The organism is Proteus sp. G2675, assembly GCF_963886535.1.
In the GTDB taxonomy this organism is placed as follows: domain Bacteria; phylum Pseudomonadota; class Gammaproteobacteria; order Enterobacterales; family Enterobacteriaceae; genus Proteus; species Proteus mirabilis.
Genome location: NZ_CAWPCB010000042.1, coordinates 1 through 5,499, shown reverse-complemented (window position 1 = coordinate 5,499; position 5,499 = coordinate 1). Strand labels below are relative to the sequence as shown.

6 protein-coding genes are annotated in these 5,499 nt (G+C 54.3%); 1 reads left to right on the top strand and 5 read right to left on the bottom strand.

Going from position 1 to position 5,499, the window contains the following annotated elements:
- On the bottom strand, positions 1-309 hold a 309-nt coding region (locus AACQ49_RS15780; RefSeq protein ID WP_161779154.1), incomplete at its 3' end, for an integrative conjugative element protein, RAQPRD family.
- Positions 310-455: 146 nt separating this feature from the next.
- Between AACQ49_RS15780 and AACQ49_RS15775 the strand changes: the two genes are divergently transcribed.
- Positions 456-1,064, top strand: coding sequence for a DUF2913 family protein (locus AACQ49_RS15775; protein ID WP_004239713.1), 609 nt, complete (start codon positions 456-458; stop codon positions 1,062-1,064).
- A gap of 87 nt (positions 1,065-1,151) precedes the next feature.
- Here the strand turns inward: AACQ49_RS15775 and AACQ49_RS15770 are convergent, their stop codons facing one another.
- From AACQ49_RS15770 to AACQ49_RS15755, 4 genes are all read right to left on the bottom strand, one after another.
- Positions 1,152-1,901 carry a TIGR03747 family integrating conjugative element membrane protein gene (locus AACQ49_RS15770; protein WP_046334517.1) on the bottom strand — a complete coding sequence of 250 codons (750 nt, stop codon included), beginning with the start codon at positions 1,899-1,901 and terminating at the stop codon, positions 1,152-1,154.
- Complete coding sequence (traD, locus tag AACQ49_RS15765; protein WP_046334516.1) at positions 1,888-4,035, bottom strand: type IV conjugative transfer system coupling protein TraD; 2,148 nt, start codon at positions 4,033-4,035, stop codon at positions 1,888-1,890. The genes AACQ49_RS15770 and traD overlap by 14 nt, the downstream gene beginning before the upstream one ends.
- Positions 4,036-4,390: 355 nt before the next feature.
- A complete protein-coding gene (locus AACQ49_RS15760) occupies positions 4,391-4,945 on the bottom strand; it encodes an integrating conjugative element protein (RefSeq protein WP_004245750.1) in 555 nt (184 codons plus the stop codon).
- Positions 4,935-5,499, bottom strand: a 565-nt coding sequence (locus tag AACQ49_RS15755; protein WP_161779153.1) for a transglycosylase SLT domain-containing protein, incomplete at its 5' end; no start/stop codon positions are given. The genes AACQ49_RS15755 and AACQ49_RS15760, both read right to left, overlap by 11 nt.

Below are 5,499 nucleotides of genomic sequence, written 5' to 3'. Positions count from 1 at the left end.
GTAATCCCCGCGCAGCGGCTCCGCCACATTAACCGGCACCGTGGGCTGGGCCCGGGAAGGCTCCAGATAGCGGACAATCCCCTGCCGGATAATCTCCACCTCTCTGGAGGCGCGGGAATAATCAAAATAAAAACGGGCGTGATTGTCCTGATTTGCCTGAATACGGGCGCGCTCCAGGCTGGCCTGGATGTGATCGAGCTGCTTTAACGTCAGCGCCAGTTCATCTTTTTCAGCGGCCTGAGCAGGCAATACCCCAAATGCACTGACAACCAACGCAAACAGGGAAATAAGCGGAGAAAATAATCGCATAACGACTCCTTAAAGACGGTTAACGTGGAGTCAGGGTAAAAAAGGCGGACAGAAAAAACAGCAAACAATTAGTTTTCCAAATTTTTTAATTTTATATTGCTTGCTTTTTGCGAAAATAGCTGAAATGAATAAATAAAAGTGAGCCTATGAGTCAGACCATCACCCGAAAAACTGGGCATTTTGCCTGGTGTGCACTGGTTGCCCTGCATCTGGCCCGCAGGGAGGGGCTGGTGCAGTCCGACATGCAGAAAAACCTGTTTTTAATACGCTGGCTGGCAACCGCCAAAAAGCAACGCCGTTTTGACCGTGACGTTACGCCGGATATTGACTGGCTGCTTCAACAGGGACGTACACTGGGGAGCCGGGCCAAACTGCCACAAAAACTGGATTATCTGTACCGCTCCTGTACAGGCGCATTACACGAGCAGAGCGATCTGTTCCGGCTCACTTATGCGCTTGAATCGGCCAAGGAGGCAGGCTTTGCCTATCAGTTATTGAGTGATAAATCGTGGCACAGACGACATGCGGTGAGCCCGGATACGCTCAGCAACACCATCTGTTTATCCAAAAATGCACTGGAGCAGGCTTTTGATACTGACGGTCATCAGACCGCACACCTACCTGTAAAAATCGGAGGTGATATCGCCGCACTAGCTGAACTGCTGACACAATGTGGCTGGCAACTCATCACGACAGACAACCCGCCACTTTATTTACTGCTCACACTCATCAATCCATCAATCAGCGCAGGATAACCCCATCACACCACTGACGCGCGGCCTAGCCGCTTGTCTGCTGACAGAGACACACAAAAACAAGTGTTGTGTGTCTCTGCCCAGCGCCTATAAATATTTTTTAAATGACGCGGTAGCCACTGCCACCGCAAGCCCGAACAACAGAGCCGCCGGTAACAACACCAGATTAGGGTAAATGGCAGACGGCCAGGACAGATAAATCATGCACGGAACAAAAAAGGCCGGCTTAACAAAACGCTTGGCGTGGTGATACACAAAACTGGATTCATACCCGGCACCATAACGCCGCAAATCACGCCGGTTAAAGCCTTCCACCATGCCCACCAACAGCACCATAACAAACAGGGGCATCGACAGCACCAGAATAGTCACCCGGATAAAAAAGGTCAGCGTCACATAAACCGTCGCCAGCAGATAGTCTCTCAGCTCGGACACAAACCAAATCCGCCAGTCATCCAGTTCACGGGCAACTGCATTCCCGCTGACAGGATACACGTTCTGCCAGCTCTCCATCAGCCCGGACTCCACAAACAGCCACCGGTATGCCTGTTCAACGGTATGAGCCAGCCACTGCGCCGGACTGGACATCAGCAGACTACGGGTAAACCCTTCTGACAGATACTCGCTCTCGGTTAACATCACCTGCCGGCTGTGCTCCGCCCCTTCGTCCGCCCAGAAAAACGCAATCCCGACCCACTCAATCAACAGACTGCATACCCAGGAGGCCAGTAATACCCCGATGATGGCCCACGGCCAGTGCCACAACAATTTAGCCGGCAAACCGGGGTCTTTTGCCGGGTGACGCGGGGTTTCCTGACGTACCTCAGCAGTTGCCATCGTTGCCCCCTTCGGTATCCGGTGCCATCTCAGCCACATTCATACCGCCGCTGTCATGCCGCGCATCCGAAAATGATGACGCAGTCCACCAAGTTTCGCCGGTACGGTAATTTTTCTCCATATACTGTGCGATTTTTTGTAAATCCGGTGGCATCAGGGCATCAGCCTCTGCCGCCGGCAGGGGCATCCTGATTTTCCATAACTTCCCGCCTTCCAGCAGCGCAAACGCCTGTCCTTTCGGTAACTGAATAATATCTGCCGGTAACAGCAGCGGTTTAGCCACCATACTGACCCTGTCCTGGGTATTGGAGGTAAAATCACTCCCCTGCCTCGGATTGGAAATATCGGTGATCCCGGATACCAGGGTTTTGGTGTAAATATCCACTTCCGGTAACTGTTCCGTCAGTAATTTCGCGGTCATCAGTTCACGGACACGCAACATCACCAGCGTATTAAAGTTACCGGTGACCTGCGCCGATTTCGCCGCATTCCCCAGCCGGGCTTCAATATCAGACCAGGTCTGTGTGTAGGCCGTCACTTCAATCCCCGCGCCGCCGCTCTTGTTCAGTAACGGAATAAATTCATCCCCCATCAGTTCATTAAATTCATCGCAATGCAGGCTGATCGGTAATTTTCCGGCGTGCTCATCCTCCGGCAGTCCATCCTGAGTCCCGAATTTATAAATATGCCCGGCTACCGAGACCAAATCCGCAAACATGGAATTCCCCACCGCTGCCGCCACTTCCGCATCCGATAACGCATCCAGCCCGACATATACAATCCCTTTTTTCCGAATCACCTGCTGCCAGTCAAAAATCGGACGGGGATCCTGCATATTGGTGTAATCCGGCGACAACAGGGCGGCAGTTTTTCCGGTAGTCAGTTTTTCCAGTAACGGCAGCAGAGAAGCCACTATTTTATCAAAATAGGTCCGGTCATAACGGATCGCACTGCGCAGCCCGTCCAAAATCGGATCATAGATTTTTTTCCCTTTCTCACTACTTAACGCCAGCTCCGTTGCCCAGATAGCCACAGCTTTCGGATCACTTTGCAGATGACGGGGCACATCCTCGACCGTCAGCGCGTTCTGCGCATTCTCGATTTGGGCAAACAAATCAGGTAGTTGTGCTTTAATCACCTGCATCGAATATGTCTGATAGAGTTCCCCGATATTGGTGACATAACGTAAAATTTTGGCATAATCCGGACGCTCCCCCAGAGCAACCAGTGCCCGGGCAATGATATTAACAAACCGCCAGGCAAACTCCCGGAACGCCGCGCTGTTCCCTTCCCCGGATAACTGGCCGGCAACCCGCCCCGCGACTTCCGATACTCGGCCAAAACGCCCGATGGCGTTATAACGGGCACTGATATCAGGCCAGCCCAAGTGAAAAACATAAAACTCCTCACTGCGCCCCGCACGATGCGCTTCCGCCCACATCCGGCGCAATAAATCCGCATCCCCTTTCGGATCAAAAACAATCGTGATATTCCCCCGGCGGATATCCTGAGTGATCAGCACTTCCGCCAGACGGGTTTTGCCGACACGGGTGGTCCCCAGTACCAGCATATGACCAACCCGTTCACGCAAATCCATGGTCACATTCACCTCATCCGGCTCCACACCGTGTAACACCGGATTCCCCCCCACCGGCGGCAGCGGGCGGACCGGATTCAGCCAACTGTCTTTTTGCAAAAGCCGGCAAACCGCCGGAAAACGGGATTCAAAACGGAGTTCAAACTGCCGGGCCAGCCGGTAATGTGCCGGCGGCTGAACATACCGCTCCACTTCCGGACGCTGGGTTTCCAGCAGGCGTTGCGTGTGTTTTTGCTGCCACTGAAACCCTTTTCCCAGAAACAGACGCTGCCGGCTGACCGGCACCTGTGCCGACGTCACCTGATAGCGGGGCAGACGCCGGAGATTCCGGCGGTAACGTAATACCCGGAATCCCTGATGTGCCCGCAATGCGGAAAAACCGGCAAACGCACCGGCGGTGACATAACTCACGGACGGAGACAATGCCACTGCCCAGGGTGCTACCGCACACACAAACGCCGCCCCGCCGGACACCAGAGCACTGTTCAATTCCACGGCCGGTCGCAGCCAGGCCTCTATCACATAACGATCACTCATTCTCTCAAACTCTTTTTTGGTGTTACCCCGGAAAACAGTGTTTAAAAATTCACCGGTGTTTCCAGTGGAAACAGTGTTCAAAAATCATCCAGCGTTTCCACTGGAAACACTGTTTGAAAATTCACCGACACGTCCGGAAAACAATGTGCTCACTGCACTCAACCCCAGGGAGGATCTGACGGATTTTCTTTTTCCGGTACACGCGATTCTTTCCCGTGACAGTGACGATGACGGCGGGCAGGACGGTTTTTTTTCCCCAGGAGTCTCATCACAACAAAGAACACGCACCACATCAGCACGGCCAACCAGAATGCCGGGGAGTCAACCCCATCTGAAGGCCATATCGGCGGTAACATTACTTCACCTGCTGGGTCAACCCGGTTTCCGTGATCAGAACTGGGTAATGTGATAACTGAAGACGGTGAGCCAAATCGGTGCCAGAAGCTGGGGAGAGCAGTCCTCCCTGAGCCAGCGCCTGAAGCGCCTGTAACCCGGTTTCCGATTTCACATTCACCACCATCCCGGCCGCATTCATTGCATTCAGCTGGGCTGCGTGCTGTGTGAGCCATGCCCGGGATAACGGATCATCCCCCACCAGATACAGTGCCCCAATCCCCGGTAAATGCAGGACGCGGTCATCCACCTCCCCCGGCGTCATTTCCGGTGTCTCAACCGGCAACACCATTGACGGGGCCATCACGGACGGCAGAGGGCGGGACGCCGGCTTTGCTGTCCATTCATTCGGGGCATTATTTATCGCGTCATAAAAAGGTGCTGCCGGTTGCCCGCCATAATCCGCCACCACCGTTAATGCCGCCTGACTGCCGCCGGCTGCGCAAAACAGCAGCATCCCCAAGACGGGCAGGGGATAAAAGGCTCGCGTTGTCTTTTCTTCAGGATTATTTCGCATCGGTTTTGTTCTCCGGTTCTATCCACACAAACGATACAGCCCGATCTGTACTGACTGCCGGTAAATGAGCGGGAACGGGTTGTGTACCGCCCATCAGTGTCGCCAGCTGACGCCGGACACTATTTTTATAGCGTACTGCGGGCTGACCGCCCGCCGGATGGTGATAACAGCCGGCGGCACGGATCCAACTACCCGGTGACGCCTCATAACAGCGGCGCAGGATGCGGGCGGCCACATGCAAATTGGTATAAGGATCAAAGGCCTCCCAGGCGGAACGGAAGTGATGCCCGTTCCAGCCCCAGTTCACCTGTGCAATCCCCACATCAATACGTCTGGGGGATGTCGTCTGTAAAAACGACTGTAAAGCCTGCCAGGCGGCCTGCCGTGTCGGATAACGGTATCCTTTACCAGCCACATTCAGCGTCCACGGCCAGGGATGGATTTCACCGGCCTGCGGGTGATGTGCCGGTAATGTCCAGGATGACTCCGTCAGTGCCAGGGAATACAGGGCTTCTGCTGGTACATTCTCCTGCCGGGCCACCTCACGGTAGCCC

Coding starts and splice junctions, on each gene's coding strand:
- AACQ49_RS15760 (WP_004245750.1), bottom strand. CDS start 4,945: ATGCGAAATAATCCTGAAGAAAAGACAACGCGAGCCTTTTATCCCCTG.
- traD (WP_046334516.1), bottom strand. CDS start 4,035: ATGAGTGATCGTTATGTGATAGAGGCCTGGCTGCGACCGGCCGTGGAA.
- AACQ49_RS15775 (WP_004239713.1), top strand. CDS start 456: ATGAGTCAGACCATCACCCGAAAAACTGGGCATTTTGCCTGGTGTGCA.
- AACQ49_RS15770 (WP_046334517.1), bottom strand. CDS start 1,901: ATGGCAACTGCTGAGGTACGTCAGGAAACCCCGCGTCACCCGGCAAAA.